General features: G+C 67.8%; 22 protein-coding genes. 7 read left to right on the plus strand and 15 right to left on the minus strand.

Annotated features, from left to right (window positions below; translation table 11 throughout):
* Nucleotides 1-177: 177 nt before the first annotated feature.
* The 5 genes from sdhC (at nt 178) to HLH27_RS03040 (ending at nt 4571) form a co-directional block, all read left to right on the plus strand.
* Entirely contained in the window at nt 178-642 is a 465-nt protein-coding gene (gene sdhC, locus HLH27_RS03020) for a succinate dehydrogenase, cytochrome b556 subunit (RefSeq protein WP_182947683.1), read from the plus strand.
* A gap of 1 nt (nt 643) precedes the next feature.
* Complete coding sequence (sdhD, locus tag HLH27_RS03025) at nt 644-1066, plus strand: succinate dehydrogenase, hydrophobic membrane anchor protein (RefSeq protein WP_182947684.1); 423 nt, start codon at nt 644-646, stop codon at nt 1064-1066.
* 122 nt (nt 1067-1188) lie between these two features.
* Entirely contained in the window at nt 1189-3000 is a 1812-nt protein-coding gene (gene sdhA / locus HLH27_RS03030; RefSeq protein WP_182947685.1) for a succinate dehydrogenase flavoprotein subunit, read from the plus strand.
* Nucleotides 3001-3027: 27 nt separating this feature from the next.
* On the plus strand, nt 3028-3810 hold the full coding sequence (locus tag HLH27_RS03035) for a succinate dehydrogenase iron-sulfur subunit (RefSeq protein ID WP_182947686.1): 783 nt from the start codon (nt 3028-3030) through the stop codon (nt 3808-3810).
* Between the two features lie 98 nt (nt 3811-3908).
* Entirely contained in the window at nt 3909-4571 is a 663-nt protein-coding gene (locus HLH27_RS03040; RefSeq protein ID WP_182947687.1) for a tyrosine-protein phosphatase, read from the plus strand.
* A 249-nt stretch (nt 4572-4820) separates the two neighbouring features.
* Here HLH27_RS03040 and HLH27_RS03045 read toward each other — a convergent pair whose 3' ends face one another.
* The 5 genes from HLH27_RS03045 to HLH27_RS03065 all read right to left on the minus strand — a co-directional run bounded on the left by HLH27_RS03045 (nt 4821) and on the right by HLH27_RS03065 (nt 8948).
* Complete coding sequence (locus HLH27_RS03045; protein ID WP_182948109.1) at nt 4821-5366, minus strand: helix-turn-helix domain-containing protein; 546 nt, start codon at nt 5364-5366, stop codon at nt 4821-4823.
* A 155-nt stretch (nt 5367-5521) separates the two neighbouring features.
* Nucleotides 5522-7012, minus strand: a complete 1491-nt coding sequence (gene lnt, locus HLH27_RS03050) for an apolipoprotein N-acyltransferase (RefSeq protein ID WP_182948111.1) — start codon at nt 7010-7012, stop codon at nt 5522-5524.
* A 106-nt stretch (nt 7013-7118) separates the two neighbouring features.
* On the minus strand, nt 7119-7964 hold the full coding sequence (locus tag HLH27_RS03055) for a GNAT family N-acetyltransferase (RefSeq protein ID WP_182947689.1): 846 nt from the start codon (nt 7962-7964) through the stop codon (nt 7119-7121).
* Complete coding sequence (locus tag HLH27_RS03060) at nt 7961-8452, minus strand: Fur family transcriptional regulator (protein ID WP_246375397.1); 492 nt, start codon at nt 8450-8452, stop codon at nt 7961-7963. Before HLH27_RS03060 ends, HLH27_RS03055 begins: the two co-directional genes overlap by 4 nt.
* 91 nt (nt 8453-8543) lie before the next feature.
* Nucleotides 8544-8948 carry a MucR family transcriptional regulator gene (locus tag HLH27_RS03065; RefSeq protein ID WP_182947690.1) on the minus strand — a complete coding sequence of 135 codons (405 nt, stop codon included), beginning with the start codon at nt 8946-8948 and terminating at the stop codon, nt 8544-8546.
* A gap of 89 nt (nt 8949-9037) precedes the next feature.
* Between HLH27_RS03065 and HLH27_RS03070 the strand changes: the two genes are divergently transcribed.
* Nucleotides 9038-9280: a sulfurtransferase TusA family protein gene (locus HLH27_RS03070; RefSeq protein WP_182947692.1), complete on the plus strand. Its 243-nt coding sequence runs from the start codon at nt 9038-9040 to the stop codon at nt 9278-9280.
* A 31-nt stretch (nt 9281-9311) separates the two neighbouring features.
* Here the strand turns inward: HLH27_RS03070 and HLH27_RS03075 are convergent, their stop codons facing one another.
* From HLH27_RS03075 to HLH27_RS03090, 4 genes are read right to left on the minus strand one after another with little or no spacing between them, the layout of a single operon-like run.
* A complete protein-coding gene (locus HLH27_RS03075; RefSeq protein WP_182947694.1) occupies nt 9312-9800 on the minus strand; it encodes a GNAT family N-acetyltransferase in 489 nt (162 codons plus the stop codon).
* Nucleotides 9797-10486: a tRNA (adenosine(37)-N6)-threonylcarbamoyltransferase complex dimerization subunit type 1 TsaB gene (gene tsaB, locus HLH27_RS03080; protein ID WP_182947696.1), complete on the minus strand. Its 690-nt coding sequence runs from the start codon at nt 10484-10486 to the stop codon at nt 9797-9799. The genes HLH27_RS03075 and tsaB overlap by 4 nt, the downstream gene beginning before the upstream one ends.
* Nucleotides 10487-10492: 6 nt before the next feature.
* Nucleotides 10493-11077 carry a malonic semialdehyde reductase gene (locus tag HLH27_RS03085; protein WP_182947697.1) on the minus strand — a complete coding sequence of 195 codons (585 nt, stop codon included), beginning with the start codon at nt 11075-11077 and terminating at the stop codon, nt 10493-10495.
* Nucleotides 11078-11113: 36 nt separating this feature from the next.
* Entirely contained in the window at nt 11114-11677 is a 564-nt protein-coding gene (locus HLH27_RS03090; protein WP_182947699.1) for a NifU family protein, read from the minus strand.
* Nucleotides 11678-12011: 334 nt separating this feature from the next.
* Here HLH27_RS03090 and HLH27_RS03095 point away from each other — a divergent pair, with 334 nt between their 5' ends.
* On the plus strand, nt 12012-13028 hold the full coding sequence (locus HLH27_RS03095; protein WP_182947701.1) for a YncE family protein: 1017 nt from the start codon (nt 12012-12014) through the stop codon (nt 13026-13028).
* A 117-nt stretch (nt 13029-13145) separates the two neighbouring features.
* On the opposite strand, the gene HLH27_RS03100 is transcribed toward HLH27_RS03095, so the two are convergent.
* From HLH27_RS03100 to HLH27_RS03125, 6 genes are all read right to left on the minus strand, one after another.
* Complete coding sequence (locus HLH27_RS03100) at nt 13146-14510, minus strand: ATP-binding protein (protein WP_220790261.1); 1365 nt, start codon at nt 14508-14510, stop codon at nt 13146-13148.
* A 289-nt stretch (nt 14511-14799) separates the two neighbouring features.
* Nucleotides 14800-15600: a response regulator transcription factor gene (locus tag HLH27_RS03105; RefSeq protein ID WP_275943883.1), complete on the minus strand. Its 801-nt coding sequence runs from the start codon at nt 15598-15600 to the stop codon at nt 14800-14802.
* 168 nt (nt 15601-15768) lie between these two features.
* Entirely contained in the window at nt 15769-17022 is a 1254-nt protein-coding gene (locus HLH27_RS03110) for a tetratricopeptide repeat protein (protein ID WP_246375399.1), read from the minus strand.
* Between the two features lie 4 nt (nt 17023-17026).
* Complete coding sequence (locus HLH27_RS03115; protein ID WP_182947703.1) at nt 17027-17461, minus strand: ExbD/TolR family protein; 435 nt, start codon at nt 17459-17461, stop codon at nt 17027-17029.
* A gap of 147 nt (nt 17462-17608) precedes the next feature.
* Nucleotides 17609-18034 carry an ExbD/TolR family protein gene (locus HLH27_RS03120; protein WP_182947705.1) on the minus strand — a complete coding sequence of 142 codons (426 nt, stop codon included), beginning with the start codon at nt 18032-18034 and terminating at the stop codon, nt 17609-17611.
* 2 nt (nt 18035-18036) lie between these two features.
* Nucleotides 18037-19101 carry a MotA/TolQ/ExbB proton channel family protein gene (locus tag HLH27_RS03125; RefSeq protein ID WP_182947706.1) on the minus strand — a complete coding sequence of 355 codons (1065 nt, stop codon included), beginning with the start codon at nt 19099-19101 and terminating at the stop codon, nt 18037-18039.
* Nucleotides 19102-19118: the final 17 nt, after the last annotated feature.

Here is a 19118-nt window from a genome sequence, read left to right on the forward strand (position 1 = left end):
GGGAAACCGGAACGATTCGACTCCGTTCCGGTTTCCCTTTTCCCGACGCCGGCCTGGCGTCTCGCGACCTCGTGTTCCCCCCTGCGTTGACCGCGCCCTTTCCCCGGCGTAGGACCGAACAGGCACAAGGCGACGGAACAAACCGGAGCCATAATCAGGGAAATCGACGAGACGACCATGCAGGATGTCCGTGATGCGCTCTATATAGGGCACCGAAGCGACGGAACACTGACCCGGCGACCCATGTCCCCGCATCTCCAGGTCTATCGCTTCCGCCTCTCCATGTTTCTTTCGATTGCGAACCGGGCAGCCGGCGTCGCGGCCGCGGCAGGGTCCGCGCTGGGCGTCTGCTGGCTGAACGCCGCGGCGAAAGGACCAGAATCCTTCAAGAAGGTTCAGAAGGTCACGCGCAATCCCCTGGGCAAGCTCGCCCTGGCGGGATGGACGCTGGCGCTGGTCTACCATTTCGTCGCGGGGCTGCGGCATCTCGCGTGGGATGCCGGCTACCGCTTCGAAAAGAAGGAGATCAACGAGGACGGCCCGGTGGCCGTGGGTGTGACGGTGGGGGCCACGCTGGTCCTGCTGGCCAGCATCTTCGGTGTCGCCGCCTGCCGTTCCAGAAAGAAGAAGAAGGCATCCTGACATGAACGCGTCCCATACGCCGCGCATCGATGTCATGCGCTCTCAACTGGGTCGGGCCCGCGGCCTCGGCTCGGGCAAGGCCGGTGTCGACCATTGGTGGCTGGAACGGATGTCCGCCGTGGCGCTGGTCCCCCTCTCGGGCTGGTTTGTGCTGCAGGTCCTGCGGCTGGCCGGCGCCGAGCAGCAGGATGTCGTGGAATGGGGCGGCAAGCCCGCCAACGCCTCGATGCTGCTGGCCCTGATGGTCCTGACCTTCTACCACATGCAGCTGGGCCTGCAGGTCATCATCGATGACTATGTGCACGGCAAGGCGCATCTGCCGGCCAGCCTGCTGCTGAAGGGCGCCGCCCTTCTGATCGGGCTGTTCGCGGTGGTCGCCGTCCTGAAGCTGGCGCTGGCTCCGTCGACCAAGGCGGGTGCCTGATCGGGCTCCCCCGGGCGGTGTCCGGGGGGCCACGAGGCAAGTGACACAGAGGACAGTTCCGGCCCCGGAGCAGCCGCACAGGCGCCCGGCCGGCCGGACGAGCATCGGGACACGTCCAAACAATGAACGCGATCACTCTTCCATCATCGAATGCCTACCGCATCATCGACCACGCGTATGACGTCGTGGTCGTCGGTGCCGGCGGGTCGGGCCTGCGCGCGACGCTGGGCATGGGTGCCGCCGGTCTGAAGACCGCCTGCATCACCAAGGTTTTCCCCACCCGCAGCCACACCGTCGCCGCCCAGGGCGGCATCGGCGCGTCGCTGGGCAACATGGCCGAGGACAATTGGCGCTGGCACATGTACGACACCGTCAAGGGGTCGGACTGGCTGGGCGACCAGGACGCCATCGAATATATGTGCCGCGAGGCCGTGCCGGCGGTGCAGGAGCTGGAACATCTGGGTGTTCCCTTCTCGCGCACCGAAGACGGCAAGATCTACCAGCGCCCGTTCGGCGGCCACATGCGCAATTACGGCGAGGCCCCGGTGCCCCGCGCCTGCGCCGCCGCCGACCGCACCGGCCATGCCATCCTGCACACGCTGTACCAGCAGTGCCTGAAGCATAACGTCGAATTCTTCGTCGAATATTTTGCCATCGACCTGATCATGGACGATGAAGGCGCCTGCCGCGGCGTGGTCGCCTGGTGCCTGGAAGACGGCACGATCCACCGCTTCCGCGCGCAGACCGTGGTGCTGGCGACCGGCGGCTACGGCCGTGCGTACCAGTCCTGCACCTCGGCCCATACCTGCACCGGCGACGGCGGCGGCATGGCGATGCGCGCCGGCGTGCCGACGCAGGACATGGAATTCGTCCAGTTCCACCCCACCGGCATCTATCCGGCCGGCTGCCTGCTGACCGAAGGCTGCCGCGGCGAAGGCGGATACCTGACGAACTCGGAAGGCGAGCGCTTCATGGAGCGTTACGCGCCGACCGCCAAGGATCTGGCGTCGCGCGACGTGGTCTCGCGCTCCATGACCATCGAGATCAACGAGGGACGGGGCTGTGGTCCGCACAAGGACTACATCATGCTCCACCTGGAGCATCTGGGCGCGGACCTGCTGCATGAGCGCCTGCCCGGCATCCTCGAGACCGCGCGCATCTTCGCCGGCATCGACGTGACCAAGGAGCCGGTGCCCGTCCTGCCGACCGTGCATTACAACATGGGCGGTATCCCGACGAACTATCATGGCGAGGTCATCCGCCCGACCGCCGACAATGTCGACGCCGTCGTTCCCGGCCTGATGGCCGTGGGCGAGGCCGCATGCGTGTCGGTGCACGGCGCCAACCGCCTGGGCACAAACTCGCTGCTCGACCTGGTCGTGTTCGGCCGCGCCGCCGCCAAGCGCGCCGCCGAGCTGATCAAGCCGCTGGAGACCATCGCGCCGCTGCCGCCCAAGGCCGGCGAGGCCGCGCTGGACCGTCTGGACAAGCTGCGCAACGCCAAGGGCGGCACCCATGTGTCGGCCATGCGCGACAAGCTGCAGCGCACGATGCAGAAGCACGCCGCCGTGTTCCGCAATTCCAAGAGCCTCGCGGAAGGCGTCGAGAAGATCAAGGAGATCTGGACCGAAGTGCCCGACATCGCGGTTTCCGATCGCTCGCTGATCTGGAACACCGACCTGATGGAAGCGCTGGAGTTCGAGAACCTGCTGGCCAATGCCACGGTCACGATGGCGGGCGCCGAAGCCCGGCACGAAAGCCGCGGCGCGCAGGCGCACGACGACTACCCCGACCGCGACGACAAGGAATGGATGAAGCACACTGTCGCCCATCTGGACGACAAGGGCGGCGTCACCCTGACCTACCGCCCGGTGCATATGAAGACGCTGACCGACGACGTTCAGGTCTTCCCCCCCAAGAAGCGCGTCTACTGAGCGAAGCGGCGGAAAAGGAACGAGACGATGGTCGAATTCAGCCTGCCAAAGAACAGCACGATCGGGAAGGGCCGCACCTTCCCGGCCGCGCCCGGTGCCAAGAACGTCAAGCCGTTCCGGATCTATCGCTGGAGTCCGGACGATGGCGCCAACCCGGTGGTCGACACCTATGAGCTCGATCTGGACAAGATCGGCCCGATGGTGCTGGACGCGCTGATCCACATCAAGAACAACGTCGACACGACGCTGACCTTCCGGCGTTCGTGCCGCGAGGGCATCTGCGGCTCGTGCGCGATGAACATCGACGGCGAGAACACGCTCGCGTGCCTCAAGCCGATCAAGGACGTGCAGAACGCGGTTTCGATCTACCCGCTGCCGCACATGCCCGTGGTCAAGGACCTGGTCCCCGACCTGAACGGCGCCTATGCCCAGCTTCGCTCGATCGAGCCCTGGCTGAAATCCGACACGGCCCCGCCGCCGGATTCCGAGCGCCGCCAGAGCATCGAGGAGCGCGAGAAGCTGGACGGGATGTGGGAATGCATCCTGTGCTTCTGCTGCTCGACCTCGTGCCCGTCCTACTGGTGGAACGGCGACCGGTATCTGGGCCCGGCCACCCTGCTGGCAGCCTATCGCTGGATTGCCGACAGCCGTGACGAGCATACGGGCGACCGGCTCGATGCGCTGGAAGATCCGCTGAAGCTGTACGCCTGCCGCACGATCATGAACTGCACCCAGACCTGCCCCAAGGGCCTGAACCCGGCGAAGGCGATCGCCCGGATCAAGGAACTGCAACTGGAACGCAAGGTCTGATCCCGTCCCGCCTGGCGGGAAGTGATTGACTGAGGGGGCGCCGGATGACACACATCCGGCGCCCTTTCTTTTTGTCCCGACCGAGGAAGCCGCCTGCCGTGTTCGAAGGATCCCTGGCCGCGCCCGGCGGCAGAAGGCGGGCGTGGATCGACAGCCTGTTCGTCGATCATGCCGTCTTCCGCATTCCGTGGACCAACCTCGCCCCCGTCATCCCCGGCAAGGTCTATCGCTGCAACCACCCCACCCCGGCCCGCCTGGCGGCCGCCATGCGCCGCCTTCATCTGCGGACGCTGGTCAATCTGCGCGGCCACCGCAAATGCGGATCGGACGCCCTGTCGCGCGAGGCCGCGACCCGGCTGGGCCTGGCCCATCTGGACATGGCCTTCGAAAGCCGGGGCGCCCCCCATCGCGAGCGCATCCTGCGCTTCGCCGCGATGTACCGGACCATCGCCTTCCCGATGCTGATGCACTGCAAATCCGGCGCCGACCGCGCGGGCCTCGCCTCGGGACTGGTCATCCTGTTCGAAGGCGGCACCGCCGCCCAGGCGCTGCGCCAGCTTTCCTGGCGGTTCGGCCATTTCAACCGCTCGCGCACCGGCATCCTCGACGCCTTCTTCCTGCGCTACCAGCAACAGGCCGAAGGGCGCATCCCGTTCCTGGACTGGGTGCGCGACGAATATGACGAAAAGCAGCTGCGCCAGGATTTCGTGGCGGGGCGGCTGGCGTCCTTCGTCAATGACCAGGTGCTGCGGCGAGAGTGAGAAAGGCGAGGGCGCTGCCCTCGACCCGCCAAAGGGCAGTGGCCCTTTGGAAACCCAGTCATTTGATAAATAATGGTATTTTTATAGGCTCTGTGGTCGTCAGGCGCTTTGTCCATCGGCCGTTCCGGCCAAGGAAACCCCGGCCACCCGCCAAAGGCCGAACCTTTGGACCCATCCTCATCAAATAATCGGGGTGCAGGGCCTCAGGCCCTGCCGGGTCCGGGCAGAGCCCGGCTTCTCGCCAACCATTTATTCAGGCGGGACCATCATCCGGATCAGATCCAGCACCCGCCGGCGGGTTGCCGCGTCCTCGATCCGGTAATAGGTGCGCACAAGCTCGATCGTCTCGCGGCGCGCCAGCAGGGTCATTTCGCTGGCCGATGCCAGCGGCCCCTCGGGCGGCCCGCCAAAGGCTTCCTGCGCCTGGGCGAAGCCGGGCGCTTCGAGACCCGGCCGGCCGGATGGGCGGCGGCCATGGTCCAGCCCATCGAAAAAGAAGCTGACCGGCACGTCCAGCACGTCCGACAATTCATACAGCCGCGACGCGCTGACCCGATTGGTCCCACGCTCGTATTTCTGGACTTGCTGGAAGGTCAGGCCCAGCGCCTCGCCAAGACGCTCCTGCGACATGCCCATCAATGTCCGGCGAAGCCGGATACGACCACCGACATGAACATCCACAGGCTTCGGACCAGCACTCGGCTTGTCGGTCAACAGATCCTCTTGCCCTCTGGCGTCAGCGTGGTCCGGCATGCGACGGGTCGGATAATGCGACATTAACGTTTGGTTTACCATCATCCTGACAGTCCACTCACTGACAATTTGACAATCAAACTGTAAGGGGGATGCGCAGCGAAACACGCCCGGCATCAATGCACCGGCATACTATACGACAAGCGTATATCTGATACCAGAAACGGCCATAGGCCGCCAAGCGATAGTGCACCCGGCTACAGGCGGCGCACATCGGGCCTTCCGCCGATCCCCCGCACCCGCGGCCCGAGCGCGGGCAGCAGCATCGCCACCGCCAGCAGGATCGGGATCCACCGCCCCCAGCGACCGAACAGCGTCTCGGGCAGGGGCGCGCCGAGGGCAACCGTCAACACCCCCTGCCGGTTCCAGCCCAGCCGCGCCAGTTCGTGGCCGTGGGCATCGAACGCGGCGGAAATACCGGTATTGGCGGCCCGCGCCACCGGCAGCCCTTCCTCGACCGCGCGCATGCGCACCGCCGCCAGATGCTGGCGCGGGCCGGCACTGTCGCCGTACCAGGCATCGTTGGTGACATTGACCAGCCAGTCGGGCCGATCCTTCGCATCCACGACCTGGCCCGAGAAGATCACCTCGTAGCAGATCAGCGGGCCGACGGGCGCCACATCCGGCAGATGCCAGGTCCGGACACCGCCGCCCGCCGCCATGCCCTCGCCGGGGACGACGTGGAACGGCAGAAGACGCGGCTGATATTCGCCGAACGGCACCAGATGCGATTTGTCGTAGAGATCGGCCACCTGCCCCTCGGGACCGGTCAGCGCCATCACGCTGTTGCGCCACCTGCCCTCGGTGTCGGCGCGCATGGCGCCGATCACCCCGGCGGCTGCCCCGTCGCCGGCGGCGCCAATCATCCGCCGCGCGATATCGTCCTCCTGCAACAGGCCGGGAAACGCCGATTCGGGCCAGACGAACACCACCGGCCGGTCGCCGGCCCCGGGCAGCGCGCGGGCAACGCCCGAACGCGTCAGCGCCAGATAGCGGCGGAAAATCGCGACATTGTCATTGCCGCCGATCTTCTCGGTTTCCGGCACGTTGCCCTGCACCAGCACCACGGTCGGGTTGCGGCTGGCGGGCAGCGGCGTCAGGGCCAGCCGGCCCCAGCCTGCCAGCCCCCACACCGCCAGCCCCGCCAGGGCCGCCAGCGCGCCGCGCCGCCCAGCCTGCGGCAACAGGGCCAGCAGGACGGTACACAGGGTCAGCCCATCCACCCCGATCCAGGCCGCCGGCTGGATCATCACGTCGCCCAGCCGGCCCGGCAGTTCCCACGTCGTTCCCAGCGGATTCCACGGAAAGCCGCTGAAGATGAAGACGCGGCCCATGTCGAACAGGGTCCACAGGCCGGCGAAGGCCAGCAGGCGCCGCCAGCCGGCGGGCGCCAGGCGGCACAGCGCGGCTGGCGCCGCCGCGATGGGGGCGAGGATCAGCGCACAGCCGGGGGAGGCCAGCGGCACCAGCCACCAGAACGTATCGGCCCGGACCAGAATCGCATCGGTCAGCCAGTACAGCCCGGCGGTATGCAGCCCCAGCCCGAACAGGAAGCCGCGCCGCGCGGCACCGCGCCACGAGGCCGCCGCATCGATCGCCGCCGTCAGCACGGCCAGGCACGGAATCAGGATCGGAAACAGGTCGACGGGCGGAAAGGCCAGTGCGGCCAGCGCGCCGGCCACCAGCATCAGCAGGTCGGCCCGCCATCCGCCGGCCTCGATCGCGCGCGCCAGCCCGCCCCCCAGCCAGGGGGGCAGCACCGGCGCAACGGGCAGGGCTCCGGCGGGCAGGGCCCTAGTCGAGAGCGTCACGCAGCCGTCGTTCGTAGTGACGGTAATATTTGTCGGCCAGCAATTCGCTTTTCACGATCACGGCCACGTCGGTGGTGTTGAACTGGTCGTCCACCACCGCGCCGTCGCCGATATAGCCGCCCAGCCGCAGATAGCCCTTGATCAGGGGCGGCAGCCGGGCCAGGCAGCGCCGATGGTCCAGCAGGTTGGGGTCGCCCCGCAGCATCTCCACCCGCCGGTGCGGCAGCGCGCGCAGCCGGAGCGCGGGGGGCGCCAGATGGTTGTGATAGAGATAGGTCAGCTCGTCGGCCAGCGGGGCCGGGTCGGTTCCCGGCAGGCTGGCGCAGCCGAACAGCACGTCGATCCGGTGCAGGAAGATGTACGAGGCAATGCCCCGCCACAGCAGCTGCATCGCAGCGCGGCCGCGATAGTTCGGATCGACGCACGAACGCCCGACCTCCAGCAGCCGGCCCGGAAAATCGGTCAGCGGCGACAGATCGTATTCGCCCGAACTGTAGAAACGCCCGACCTTGCGCGCATTGTCGCCCTGCAACAGCCGGTAGGTACCGACCACGCCCTTGGCGCCCGAGGAAATCGCATGGTCGATCACCAGCAGATGGTCGGCATGCTCGTCGAATTCGTCGACATCGCGGCGGGTGCGCAGGGTCCGCTCGTCGGGCCGCGCGCCCATTTCTTCATAGAAGACGCGATAGCGCAGCGCCTGGGCGGCATCGCGTTCGGCATCGTTCGCGGCGATGCGCACGCCCAGATTGCCGCCACGGAGTTCGGGAAATCCGTCCCGTTCGAATTCCAGGGTCGACAGCGACCGGATCGGTTTTTCGAGGCTCAACGACGTGATCCATCCTTGCTTGCCGCCCGGGCGGCCCTGGCCGGTTTCTCATCCGGCGGTGTCGGCTTGCGGCGCGCGAACAGTTCCAGGCGATGGGATACGAGGTCGAATCCCAGCCGCTCGGCAATCCGATGCATCAGGGCCGTATGTTCCGCATCTTCAAATTCGACGACCTTGCCCGTATCGACATCGATCAGGTGATAATGGTCGCCTTCCTCGGTCGCTTCGTAGCGCGCGCGCCCGCCGCCGAAATCACGACGCTCGAGGATACCCTTTTCTTCCAGAAGGCGCACCGTCCGATAGACGGTCGCGACCGAAATCCGCGAGTCGAGGTCGACCGCGCGGCGGTACAGCTCCTCGACATCCGGATGGTCCTCGGCCTCGGAGAGCACGCGCGCGATGACGCGCCGCTGGCCCGTCATTTTCAGGCCGCGTTCTATGCACATCCGGCCGATGCGCGATTCCATGGCATCGCCCGACGCTACCATGTCGGCAGTCCGGCCCGAACCTCAGACGTGTGGTCCAAAGAAGCTACCGCCTCCTCCGAGAAGGGCCGACCCGTCGTCGGGCGACCCATATTCACTCCTCGCGCTTCGTACCCAGTCCGATTTTCCGCGCGAGGGACGACCGGTGGCTCGCATAGTTCGGCGCCACCATCGGGTAGTCGTGCGGCAGGCCCCACCGCTCCCGATACTGGTCCGGGGTCAGGTTATAGGCCGTTTTCAGGTGCCGTTTCAACATTTTCAGCTTCTTGCCGTCTTCCAGGCAGACGATATAGTCCGGAAAGACCGACCGCTTGGGCGAAACCGCCGGCACCGGGCGCTCGGGCTCCGGCGCCACGCGGCCCAGCCCCTCCAGCGTGCCGTAGATCTGCCGGATCAGGTCCGGCAGGCCGGCCGCCTCAACAGCATTGCCGGAAACATAGGCCGCCGCGATCTGCGCGGTCAGGTCCCGCAGAGTGTTGTTTTCCATTTCAGTGGCCATGTCCAAGATCCTGCCAGTCAAACAAAACGCATCCCTATATAATTGAACCCGACGACATCGCAACCATACTCGGACAGAAGGAGATAGTGATGAACGATCTGGAAAATGCGTCACTCGACATTACTGGCGAAACCTGTCCGATGACTTTCGTACGCACCCGCCTGGCCCTGGATCGACTGCCGGCTGGCGGTCGTCTGCGGGTCCGGCTGCGGGGCGCGGTGCCGCTGGACAATGTCAGCCGCAGCGTCCGGCAACTGGGCCACAGCATCGCGGCGCAGACCGATCACGGTAACGAGATCCACGAAATCCTGATCGTGAAGGCCCCTGCCTGACGCCCACCGGTCATGAAAATTTCACCGGCGGTCAGGCCGCCGGAGGCGCCTCGCCGCCCAGCGCCCGCTCCAGCACCAGCGCGTCGGACCCATCGGCGTAATAGGCCCGGCGGCGGCCGATTTCGGTAAATCCCGCCCCCCGATACAGCGCGCGGGCACCCTCGTTGGCGGCGGAGACCTCCAGGATCAGCCGCCCCGCCCCCCGGGCCGCCACCTGCCCTTCCATCCAGTCCAGCAACGCGCGCCCCAGCCCCCGGCGCCGCGCCGTGCCGGCGACGGCCAGCGTCAGGATCTCGGCCTCGTCGGCCACCACCCTGCCGATGACGAACCCCTGGGGCACCGGGTCCCCGCCGAGTCGCCCCAGCCCCACCAGCACGCCCGGCATCGCCAGCACCGCGTCCATCGCGGCGGCATCCCACCGTTCGGCGGGCGGAAACGCGGCAGCGTGCAGCGCCGCCAGCACCGCGCCCATATGCGCGCCGCCCGGCACGATATCGGGCCGCCCCGCCCCCCCGGTCATGGCCCGCGGGGCGCCGGGCGCAGCCCCGCCGCCGGCAGTTTCGCCTCCGGCGGATCGACATAGAGCGGCAGGATCTCCCGCGCCGGCAGCCCGGCCGCCCGCCGGTCCAGCGCCGCCTGCGCGATCATCACCCCGTCGGGCACGGTCCGCGCCGACAGGGCGATATCGTCCCGCCCGGCACCCCGCGCGGCCAGCATCGCGGCGGCCTCTCCCCCCGCCACCAGCAGCGGGCCGGGTGGAAAGGCGAAATCGTCGCACATCGCGGCCGCGACCACGCCATCCTGCTCGACGAAGATGCGGCCGCGCCGGGCCGGCGACAGGCACAGCACCGCACGCCCCGGACCGGCCTCGTCACGCAGGGCGCGGGCCATGGCCTCGCCGCCGGTCACGCCCACCAGGGCGCAGCCGGTGCCCAGCGCCAGGCCGTGCGCCATGGCCAGCGTCGCCCGCAGCCCGGTGAACGAGCCGGGGCCGACCACCACCGCGATCAGGTCCAGATCCGCCGGCCGCCATCCGCATTCCGCCAGCAGCGCGCTGCAATGGGCGGGCATCGCCTCGGCCCCGCCACGCCCGGGCAGGTCGCGCATGCGCACCGGGCGCAGCGCCCCCCCGTCCCCCTCGACACAGCCGAGCAGGGCCATGGCCTCCGCCCCCGCCGGCGCGCCGTTGACAACCAGAATCCGCACGCGGGGTCAGAGCATCAGGCAGGCATCGTCGAAGGACAGGCGCGGCGCGCGCGGGCGCTCGGGCTGCCCGTCGGCATAGCCGAGGCTGACCAGGAAATTGACCCGCCAGCCCTGCCCGGCCAGGAACGAATCCTCCACCGCATAGGCGTCGAAACCCGAAATCGGCAGCACGTCCAGCCCCAGCGCCCGCGCGGCCATGATCAGGTATCCGCCTTGCAGGGTGCCGTTGCGAAAGGCCGTTTCCTCGGCCAGCCCCACATCGGCGGCAAACCAGGCCCGCAGGCCCGGCTCGGGGTTCAGCGTGGCAAAACGGTCGAAGAACAGCGGATCATGCGCCACGATCACCGTGACGGGCGCCGACAGCACCTTGTCCACATTGCCCTCGGACAAAGTGGCGCGCAGCCGCTCGCGATTGTCGGCGGTCCGCAGGAAGACGAAACGGGCGGGCGAGCAATTGCCCGAGGTCGGCCCCAGCCGCACCAAGTCGTACAGGCGATGCAGCACATCGTCCGTCACCGGTTCGTCGCGCCAGCGCTCGGGCGTGCGCGCCGTACGGAACAGCAGATCCAGCCCGGCTTCGTCCAGAACCATGTCGTCTCCCACGTTACGCAGCCCGTCGCCGGACGGTCAGGCGTCCACCTGCTCGACCGACACCACTTCCGGCACATAATGCCGCAACATGTTCTCCACGCCATGCTTCAGCGTGGCGCGCGAGGACGGGCAGCCCGAGCACGCCCCCTGCATCGTCAGGCGCACCACGCCGTCGCGATAGCCGCGGAACACGATGTCCCCGCCATCGCCGGCCACGGCCGGGCGGACGCGGGTATCCAGCAGTTCCTTGATCTGGCGGACGATCTCCTCGTCCTCGGGGGCGATCAGCTCTTCCTCGACCACCGTATCCTCATCGACCACCGGACGGCCGGAGACGAAGAAATCGACCAGCACCGACAGGATCTGCGGCTTCAGCGCCGACCATTCGACCGTCTCGTCCTTGGTCACGGCCACGAAGTCGCCGCCCAGGAACACCCGCGCCACACCGGACTGGTCGAACAGGATCTCGGCCAGCGCGGACCGGCCGAGCACCGCATCGGCGCTGACGAAATCCGCGGTGCTGCGGCCCGGCATCACGGTGCGGCCCGGCAGGAATTTCAGGGTCGCGGGATTGGGGGTGTCTTCGGTTTCGATGAACATCGATCGGGGCCTCATCCGGCAGGGGGCAGCGCAAGGCGGACCGTAGCGGTCCGGTTACTGTCCAGATGTGCCAAGACGCGCGGCGAAACAAGCCCCTGATGGCGGAATGGAGGCATGTCCCCACCCGCGGACCGCCGGCCGGGCGCGGCCCCGACCGCCCGAGATGACGCAAACGCAATATGTCATTGCGCGAAGTCATGGCGAAAGCCGCCCGGACCGTCCGAAATGCGTTGACACACAGGATGGGCTCTGGCCTTGCATGATCCCGGGCCCGGCGAGGGACGTGCGATCCACGGCGGGGGCCTGTTCTGACAGCCGAGGCATCGAATCCACCATGCGTTCCGTCCGTCCCACCCGCCTTTTCCGCCATGCCGGCATGCTGATGATGGCCTGCGCGTCGATGGCCGTCCTGTCCGCCGGGGCAGCACGGGCCGAGCGCCTGGCCTTCGTGCTGAATTCCGCCGATGCCACGATCAGCGAATTCGATATCGACACCCATCAGGAAGTCCGGCGCGTGTCCGTCCTGCGCGAACCGCACCACACCGCGCCGACGCCGGACGGCAAATACCTGCTGGTCGGCGATACCGCCGGCAACATGCTGTTCTTCCTCGACGCCGTCACCGGCGAGCGGGTGAAGCAGATCCCCGTCGCCGACCCCTACCAGCTTCAGTTCAGCCCCGACGGCCGCTTCTTCACCGTCGCCGGACTGGCCCGCAACCAGGTCGATATCTACGACGCCACCGACTACCACCTGCTGCACCGCCTGCATGTCGAGGCGATGCCCAGCCACATGAACTACGCGCCGGATTCCTCGGTCGTCTATGTCAGCCTGCAGGATACCGGCAAGGTCACGGCCATCGAGACCCAGACCGGCAACGTGCTGTGGACATCCGATGTCGGCTCCACCCCCGCCGGCGTGCTGTGGCATAACGGGCAGATCCTGGTGGGGGTGATGGGCACCAACTACGTCGCCGCCCTGGACCCCGCCGACGGCCATATCGCCCGCAAGATCGAAATGGCGCCCGGCCCGCACAATCTGTTCGTCTCGCCCGACCGCAAGCGCCTGTACGTGACCTGCCGCGCCTCGGGCGTGATCGAACGGCTGGACTGGGACACGCTGGACGTCGTGCAGTCCTACCATGTCGCCGGCGGCCCCGACGACATCGTCTTCGCCCCCGACGGCAAGATGTGGGCAACCCTGCGCTGGCGCCAGCATGTCGCGATCATCGACCCCACCAGCGGCGAGATCACCGACACCATCCGCACAGGCCGCTCGCCGCACGGGATCTGGCTGAACACCAACCAGCCCCTGCTCCACCTGTCGATGGCCGACGGCCCCGCCATCCCCTGACCAGGGCTCTGCCTTGGACCCGGCAGGGCCTAAGGCCCTGCACCCCCAATTATTTGACAACGAATGGGTTTCCAAAGGGCTTTGCCCTTTGGTGGGTCAAGGGCAAAGCCCTTGCCTTTACGAACCCTGCCTCTTGCCCTGCGCCCGTGACCGAGGCAGCAGGATCTCCGCCCGCAATCCGCCTTCGGGCCGGTTCGCCAGCGTGAACTGGCCGCCTTCCCGCGCCACCTCGCGGCTGACGATCGCCAGCCCCAGCCCCAACCCGCCCGTGGAGCGCGAGCGCGAGCCCTCCACGCGATAGAACGGGGCCAGCACGCGGGTCAGTTCGGCCTCGGGCAGGCCCGGCCCGTCGTCATCGACCCGTATCCGCAATCCGTCCGGCGCCACCGACAGGCCGACGCGGGCCCGGCCACCATAATTGACGGCGTTGTCGATCAGATTGCCGAAGACGCGCTTCATCGCCAGCGGCCGGACCTTCGCCAGGCAGTGCGCCATGCCCTGATAGGTGACATCGCGCCCCTGGTCGGCCGCATCGTCGGCCAGGGTCGTCAGGATCGAGACCAGGTCCACCGAGCGGACCGCCTCGGGATCGTTCTCGCCGGACAGATAGGCGAGCACGCCGCCGACCATGGCCTCCATCTCCGCGACGTCGCTTTCGATCGCGCCCTGCGCTTCGGGGTCGTTCAGAAACCCCGCGCGCAGGCGCAGCCGCGCCAGCGGTGTGCGCAGATCGTGCGACACGGCGGCCAGCGCCTCGGTCCGGTCCTCGATCAGCCGGCGGATGCGATCCTGCATGGCGTTGATCGCCCGGGCGAGATGCCGCACCTCGCGCGGCCCCTTTTCCTCGACCGGCACCCACCGGCCCGACCCGACGCCGTCGGCCACGTCCGCCAGGGCCCGCAACGGCATGCTGAGCGTATGCACCAGCATCGCCGCCGCCAGCAGCACCGCCCCGGCCAGGATGGCGGCCGAGGCGAGGCCCCGCGTCATATGGTGCGGCTGGAGAATATCGGGCGCCACGAAACCCAGCCGGCTGCCATCGGGCAGGCGCACGATGCCGCGCACGTCCGAGGTCCCGATCTGGGTCGGCGACAGGTTCAGCACCGGCCCGCGCAGCGGCTCGCGGTTGGCCACCAGCCTGTCGTGCAGGTCGCGCAGTGCCGGCGGCTCGGGCCGCATCGGCCGCCCGGCCACGGGCGGCCGCCAGTCGAGCGTCAGGTCCCCGGTCGACAGCATGGCCGCCAGAATCGGCCGCTGGGCCACCGGCGTCGCCGACAGCACCCGCGTATCGACCGCCAGCCGCTCGCCGATCGCATCGAGCTGCGCATCATCGACCGTATAGGTCTCGGCTTCCTCGTAGAAAGCCGAACTGCCCAGAAACACCAGCGCCACCGCCGCCAGCAACACAAACGTCACCCGCCCGACCAGCCCCCGCGGCCAGAGCGTAATCCGCCGCACCCCAGGCGAAGACCCGACAGTCAACGCCCGACCGGAAATGCAGGCTGATAAACGAAGAGCCGGCAAGCCGGAGCGGCCCGCAAAACCCCACCCCCCATATGTCTCCAAACCTCACCGCGAAACGGCCCAGATGGCTGGGAGTGCGTGCGCGGAAACGTGGGCTGGTGAGCGAGAGCGGCCCACAGGGCCGCGCCCGTCGTGTGTCTGCGAGCACCGGAGCGGAGCGGCCTTGATGGCCGTGAGCACCGGAGCACAGCGGACGCGCGTCGGATCGCCACCAGCGCGCGTTTCCGCGCACGCACGCGGGCGCGCACTAGAGGCGTTCTACTGGTGCTGTGAAGATATACCCCAGCCCCCGGACGGTGCGGATCAGGGCTTCGGAATCGTTGCCCAGCTTGCGGCGCAGGCGGCTGACCAGCACGTCGACACTGCGATCGGACACATCGCCCAGACGCGTGCGCGACAGTTCGAGCAGCCGGTCCCGCCCGATCACCCGTTGCGGATTGTCCAGGAAGCTGGCGAGCAGATCGTGCTCGGCACCCGAAATGTCCACCACCGCGCCCGAAGGGTCGGTCAGTTCGCGCCGGCGCAGGTCCAGCGTCCAGCCGGCGAATTTCAGGGTCTCGCGGCGCGGGGTGCTGGGCTGGACCCCGGTCACGCCGCCGCTGCCGCGCCGCAGCACGGCGCGGACCCGCGCCAGCAATTCCTTCTGGCTGAAGGGCTTGGCCACGTAATCGTCGGCACCCAGCTCCAGGCCCAGCACGCGGTCCAGTTCCTCGCCCCGGGCCGAGACCATGATGACGGGCGTGTGGCGGTCGGGCTGGATCGCCTCGGTGCCCGGCGCGCCGCCGCGCCGCAGCGAGCGGCAGAGATCCAGCCCGTTGGTCCCGGGCAGCATCACGTCCAGCACGATCAGGTCGGCGGGCGAGGCCAGCAGCGCGGCCCACATCTCGCGCCCGTCCTGCACGCCGCGCACCCGATAGCCGTCGGCCTGCAAGGCCCGTACCAGCAGGGTGCGCATGCCCGGATCGTCTTCGACGACCAGGATACGGGCAGGAAGGTCGGGATCGGGAGTGGGAGCGGTCTGGGACATCGTCACGACGCGAATCGTCATTCCTGAAAGAGCCGGCCGCCGGATCGGGCCAGTATGCCGGAAGGATACCGTAAAATCGGCACCGGCGAAAAGAACCCCATCAAACGACAGGGGCCGGGCGGACCATCCCGCCCGGCCCCTGCCGGTATTCCAGGTCGCGGTACCGGGCAGGTCGTGCCCGGCGACCGGTCAGTGATGGGCCGCCGGTGCGGCCGCCGGGGTCAGCTTGAGAATCCAGAGCTGGGCGATATCCCGGGCCCCGTTTTCGCCCCCGACGGTCTTGAGCGTCGCGATGGCGTCGGCGGTATGCCCGGCCGCAGCCTGCGCCAGGCCGTAATGCAGCTTGCCGATATTGGGGTCCAGCGGACCCTTCGCCAGCCCCTGCTGCATGACGGCAAGCCCCTTGTCCGCCTGGCCGAAGGTCACGTAATTGTAACCCGCAGTCAGCAGCGCATTGCCCGTCGGCGCACTGGCACCGGCGGTTTCGTCCGCCGCGATGGTGGCCTTCTTGTCGGCCACCGCCTTCACGACCATGGCCTTCAGCTTGGCCTCGCGTGCGGCCCCGGCATCCTTGCCCAGGGCGCCGCTGGCATAGCCGGCATTCATCAGGTCCAGCGCCAGCTGCGGCAGGCCGGCCTGCATAGCCAGTTCCGTCATGTCCATGAAGTCGGACGGGGCAGTCAGCACGCCCGCCGCCAGCCGAATGCGATAGACATCAAGCTGCAGGCCGGGCGCGACCTTGGGGTTGGTGATCAGCCCGTGCAGGATCAGCGCCCAATATTCCGGCTTGGGATAATAGGACACCAGCGTGACATAGGTGTGGTTCAGCCCCGACTGGTCCTTCAGCTGCGTCTGGCAGGCCGCCAGAAGCTGCAACTGGGATTCGGCGGGCACCTTGCCGGCCTTGATCGTGGCATCGATCTGCGCCTGCTGGACGCGCGCCGCGTTCTTGTAATCCTGCTGCAGATAGTAGGACTGGATCAGCAGCGTCTCCATCGCCGGGTTGCTGCCCGCGGCCTTCAGATACTGCTCGGTCCCGGTGACGGCCCGGGGATAGTCCTTGGCGGTGTAGGCCATCGTGGCCTCCGCCATCATCATCTGCAGCTTGGCATCCTTGGGGGTGCGGCTGGACGCGATCAGCTTGTCGTAGGCGGCCGTCGCCGCCGCCACATCGCCCGACTGCGCCGCGATGGCGGCCCGCATCTGGGTGATGGTATATTCTTCGTAGTCGGATTTGCCGGGAACGGCCTCGGCCTCGTTAACGGCGGCCATCGCCTTGGCATAGCTGTGCGCGGCCAGGGCGGTCTGGGCCTGCTGCAGGGGCTTGCCGACCTTGGCGCTCAGGGTGTCCGCCGCCCAGGCGGACCCGACCGGCGAGACGGAAAACGGAACGGCGGCGATCACGCCGGCAAGAAGGCCGGCGCGGAACAGACGTAATGACATCAGCTCATTGTCCTTCCATGAACTGATCCTGACCTACGATACCCAGCTTGGTAATGCCAAGCCTCTGGGCGTCCGCAAGCACATGCGCCACCGTCTTGTAGTCGGCCAGACGATTGGGATGGATATGCATTTCCGGCTGGTCGGGCAGCGCGGCCGCCTCCTGGAAATGCGCCAGCAGCGATCCCTCGTCACCGACCGGTTCGCCGTTCCACGAAATGCTGTTGTCGAAATCGATTGCCACCGTCACGACCTTCGGCACGTCGGTCGAGGGCGGCGGATTGCCCTGGGGCAGGTCCAGCGCGACCGAATGGGTCTGCAGCGGAATGGTAATGATCAGCATGATCAGCAGCACCAACATGACGTCGATCAGCGGCGTCGTGTTGATGTCGACCATACCTTCGTCTTCGTGGGTACTTTCGGAGCCGACACTCATGCCCATGGCGGTGTACTCTCTAAAAAACGTGGGCCGCCGAACCGTTCGGGCCGCCACCCCGGAAACCGGCGCGGACGGGGCGGACGCGGCGCCCTGATGTGAGTTTCCCGGAAGTCGGGGGCCGGCGCGGGCCGGCCCCCTGTTCCCCGTCGTTCAGTCCGAGTGCGGCTGCTCGGTGATGAAGTCCACGTGGTAGATCCCGGCTTCCTGGCAGGTGGCGATCACCCGCCCCACCGATTCGTAGCGCGACTTGGCATCGCCACGGATCTGGATCTGGGGCTGCGGCTTGATCACCGCCACCTTCTCAAGCCTGTCCAGAAGGTCGGCGCGACTTTTGATCGCGATTTCATTCCAGTAGATCTGGCCGTTCTCCGTCACCGCCAGCACCACGTTGCCGGGCTTGGTCTGAGTGGGCTGATTGGCGTCCTTCGGCAGGTTCACCTTGATCGTATGCGTTGCGACCGGGATGGTGATCAGAAAGATGATCAGCAGCACCAGCATGACGTCGACAAGCGGAGTGGTGTTGATGGCCGACACCACCTCGTCTTCATCGCCGCCGCCTCCGACTTGCATCGCCATGTTCAGGCAACCCGGTTGGAGGTCGTGGTGGTGGTCGGCGAGTTATCGGGGTGAACCACGATCTCCGGCGCGACACCATGACGGAAGCCACCCAGCAGGATCGACTGCAGGTCGGCGGCGAAGTTGCGGACCTTGTCCATGGCGCCCTTGTTGCGACGGACCAGCAGGTTGTAGCCCAGCACGGCCGGAACGGCGGTGCCCAGACCGATCGCGGTCATGATCAGCGATTCACCGACCGGGCCGGCAACCTTGTCGATCGACGCCTGGCCGGCGATGCCGATGGCGGTCAGGGCGTGATAGATACCCCAGACGGTGCCGAACAGACCGACGAACGGCGAGGTGGAGCCGACGGTGCCGAGGAAGGCCAGGCCGCCCTGCATCCGCGCCTGGATGGTGTCGACGGCGCGCTGGATCGACATCGAGGTCCAGCTGTGCAGGTCGATCGATTCCTGCATCGTGCCCTCGTGATGCTCGGCCGCGACGATGCCGGTGTCGGCGATGTAGCGGAACGGCGAGGACGGCTTCAGCGCGGCGGCGCCTTCCTGGATCGAGGACTTGGTCCAGAAGGTCTTCGCGGCTTCCTTGGCGGCCGAGAACATGCGCGCCTGCTCGAAGAACTTCGTGATCATGATGTACCACGTGCCCAGCGACATGACGACCATGATCAGCAGGACGCCGCGGGCGATGATGTCACCGTTGCGCCACAGCGCATCCAGGCCATACGGGTTGCCGGCCGGCTTCGCCGGGGCGGCATCCTCGGCCGGCGGCGTCACCGGGGCGGGAGCGGAGGCATCGGCGGCCGGAGCAGCCGGGGCCGCGCCGTCGGCCGGCGGGGCGGCGGGGGCGGACCCATCGGCCGGCGCGGCCGGGGCGGCGGCGGGGGCCGAGGCGTCGGGCGCCGGAGCGGCCGGCGCGGTGGCGGCCGGAGCCGACGCGTCAGGAGCGGGAGCGGCCGCCGGAGCGGTGGACTGTGCGTCCTGGGCCACCGCGATCACGGGCGACGAGACGCTCAGAATGGCCGCCAGGGCCGACGCGGCAACGACAGGAACACGGTGCAGTCTGGTCATGTACTCCAAATCCTCTG

It is taken from the genome of Gluconacetobacter takamatsuzukensis, assembly GCF_014174275.1.
GTDB classification, from domain to species: Bacteria; Pseudomonadota; Alphaproteobacteria; order Acetobacterales; family Acetobacteraceae; genus Gluconacetobacter; species Gluconacetobacter takamatsuzukensis.

Excerpts from the sequence above, each read along its gene's own strand:
- sdhC (WP_182947683.1), top strand. The coding sequence starts at position 178 with ATGCAGGATGTCCGTGATGCGCTCTATATAGGGCACCGAAGCGACGGA.
- sdhD (WP_182947684.1), top strand. The coding sequence starts at position 644 with ATGAACGCGTCCCATACGCCGCGCATCGATGTCATGCGCTCTCAACTG.
- sdhA (WP_182947685.1), top strand. The coding sequence starts at position 1,189 with ATGAACGCGATCACTCTTCCATCATCGAATGCCTACCGCATCATCGAC.
- HLH27_RS03035 (WP_182947686.1), top strand. The coding sequence starts at position 3,028 with ATGGTCGAATTCAGCCTGCCAAAGAACAGCACGATCGGGAAGGGCCGC.
- HLH27_RS03045 (WP_182948109.1), bottom strand. The coding sequence starts at position 5,366 with ATGGTAAACCAAACGTTAATGTCGCATTATCCGACCCGTCGCATGCCG.
- lnt (WP_182948111.1), bottom strand. The coding sequence starts at position 7,012 with ATGCTGGTGGCCGGCGCGCTGGCCGCACTGGCCTTTCCGCCCGTCGAC.
- HLH27_RS03060 (WP_246375397.1), bottom strand. The coding sequence starts at position 8,452 with ATGGTAGCGTCGGGCGATGCCATGGAATCGCGCATCGGCCGGATGTGC.
- HLH27_RS03065 (WP_182947690.1), bottom strand. The coding sequence starts at position 8,948 with ATGGCCACTGAAATGGAAAACAACACTCTGCGGGACCTGACCGCGCAG.
- HLH27_RS03070 (WP_182947692.1), top strand. The coding sequence starts at position 9,038 with ATGAACGATCTGGAAAATGCGTCACTCGACATTACTGGCGAAACCTGT.
- HLH27_RS03075 (WP_182947694.1), bottom strand. The coding sequence starts at position 9,800 with ATGACCGGGGGGGCGGGGCGGCCCGATATCGTGCCGGGCGGCGCGCAT.
- HLH27_RS03085 (WP_182947697.1), bottom strand. The coding sequence starts at position 11,077 with ATGGTTCTGGACGAAGCCGGGCTGGATCTGCTGTTCCGTACGGCGCGC.
- HLH27_RS03090 (WP_182947699.1), bottom strand. The coding sequence starts at position 11,677 with ATGTTCATCGAAACCGAAGACACCCCCAATCCCGCGACCCTGAAATTC.
- HLH27_RS03095 (WP_182947701.1), top strand. The coding sequence starts at position 12,012 with ATGCGTTCCGTCCGTCCCACCCGCCTTTTCCGCCATGCCGGCATGCTG.
- HLH27_RS03105 (WP_275943883.1), bottom strand. The coding sequence starts at position 15,600 with ATGACGATTCGCGTCGTGACGATGTCCCAGACCGCTCCCACTCCCGAT.
- HLH27_RS03110 (WP_246375399.1), bottom strand. The coding sequence starts at position 17,022 with ATGTCATTACGTCTGTTCCGCGCCGGCCTTCTTGCCGGCGTGATCGCC.
- HLH27_RS03115 (WP_182947703.1), bottom strand. The coding sequence starts at position 17,461 with ATGGGCATGAGTGTCGGCTCCGAAAGTACCCACGAAGACGAAGGTATG.
- HLH27_RS03120 (WP_182947705.1), bottom strand. The coding sequence starts at position 18,034 with ATGGCGATGCAAGTCGGAGGCGGCGGCGATGAAGACGAGGTGGTGTCG.
- HLH27_RS03125 (WP_182947706.1), bottom strand. The coding sequence starts at position 19,101 with ATGACCAGACTGCACCGTGTTCCTGTCGTTGCCGCGTCGGCCCTGGCG.